At 59.8% G+C, this 1,563-nt stretch carries 2 protein-coding genes; both read left to right on the top strand.

What is annotated here, in order from left to right; genetic code table 11:
• The coding region (locus tag QZ307_RS03330) for a hypothetical protein (protein ID WP_295995833.1) at window positions 1–345 on the top strand (345 nt) is incomplete at its 5' end.
• 110 nt (window positions 346–455) lie between these two features.
• Window positions 456–1,563, top strand: a 1,108-nt coding sequence (locus QZ307_RS03325; RefSeq protein WP_295995830.1) for a C1 family peptidase, incomplete at its 3' end; no start/stop codon positions are given.

The following is a 1,563-nucleotide window of genomic DNA, read 5'->3' as shown; positions in this document are numbered from 1 at the left end:
GACGTCGAGCGCGCCAAGCTCATGCTGGCCGACACCTTTGACGTGTACCTGGGCTACAACAACCCCTCGTCCCGCTGCATCTGCGCCCACTACGATGTCGATCCGCAGTACTACGCCGACGATCCGGATGCCGTGTGGAACATCCCGTTCTACCCGGCCGGTTCTTGCGACGCCAAGGCCGCTGGTCCCGACGACATGGAGCACATGCGCATGTGGGGCCGTTACGGCCGTGCCGACGGCGTGGAGTTCAACGCCAAGGAGTTCATGGAGCAGCATCCGCTGTGGAAGTGGATGGACGGCTATCTGTACGACCGTCCCACCCAGCCTTGGACGCTGTTCGATTAAGGGAATTCGGGTTGCGCCCCGTCGGACCCTCCGGAAAAGCCGACGCTGCCCAGCCCTTTCCAGATAGATGATGAAACCGAAGCAAGTAGTAAGAACAGGAGCCATAGAAAATGAAGATCTCAAAAGAGCAAATTGAGAAGATGCACGAGAGCTTCAAGAAGTGCGAGACTCAGCAGGTGGCTCAGAAGGCCGTTACCGTTAACGGTATTCTGAAATCTGCTGAGAACGTGGAAGTGCTCAAGCGCCTCTCCCCGGCGAACTTCGCCTTCTCCATCGACGTGGACAAAGAGGCCGTCGCCAACCAGCTGATGAGCGGCCGTTGCTGGATGTTCGCTTGCCTGAACACCCTGCGCTTCCGCATTGAGAAGGAGCTTGACCTGCCTCACGGCACCTTCGAGCTTTCCCAGGCCTATCTGGCCTTCTACAACAAGCTGGAGCGCGCGGCCTGGTTCATGAAGCACATCGTGGAAACCGCTGACAAGGACCTGAACGACCGCGAGGTTACCTGGCTCATTCAGTCGCCGATGCAGGATGGCGGCGATTGGGACATGGTGGCCGCGCTGGTGAAGAAGTACGGCGTGGTGCCGCATTCCGCCATGAGCGAGACCCACTGCACCAACAACACCGCCGAGGTGAACACCGTGCTGTCGCACCTGCTGCGTCAGGACGCGCTGAAGCTGCGCTCCATGGCTCGCGAGGGCAAGGACACCGAGGCCGTCCAGGAAGAGATGCTCAACGAGGTGTACCGCATCTTGGCCGTGTGCTTCGGCGAGCCCGTGCAGAAGTTCGACTTCCAGTACGAGGACAAGAAGGGCAACTACCACGCCGACTACGACCTCACGCCGCTTGAGTTCTACAAGAAGTACGTGGGGCTCGATCTGGACGACTACATTGGCGTCATCAACGTGCCCGGCGATGAGAACCCCTATGGCCGCACCTACACCATCGAGGACTCCGATCAGATTCCCGAGCGCGAGAACTTGTACCTCAACGTTGAGATGGACGACCTCAAACAGATGGTCATCGCTCAGCTGAAGGCCGGCGAGCCGGTGTGGTTCGGCTGCGACGTGCTGCAGCACTGCGATCGCACGAAGGGCGTCATGGACATGGATCTGTACGACCTCGAGGCCATGTTCGGCATCAAGTTCACCATGAACAAGGCCGAGCGCTACGCCATGCGCGAGAGCCTGCCGACCCACGCCATGGTCATTGCCGGCG

This window comes from uncultured Adlercreutzia sp., assembly GCA_910585575.1.
Taxonomy (GTDB): domain Bacteria; phylum Actinomycetota; class Coriobacteriia; order Coriobacteriales; family Eggerthellaceae; genus Adlercreutzia.
The sequence above is the reverse complement of the archived record's forward strand: the minus strand, read 5'-3'. Positions and strand labels throughout refer to the sequence as shown.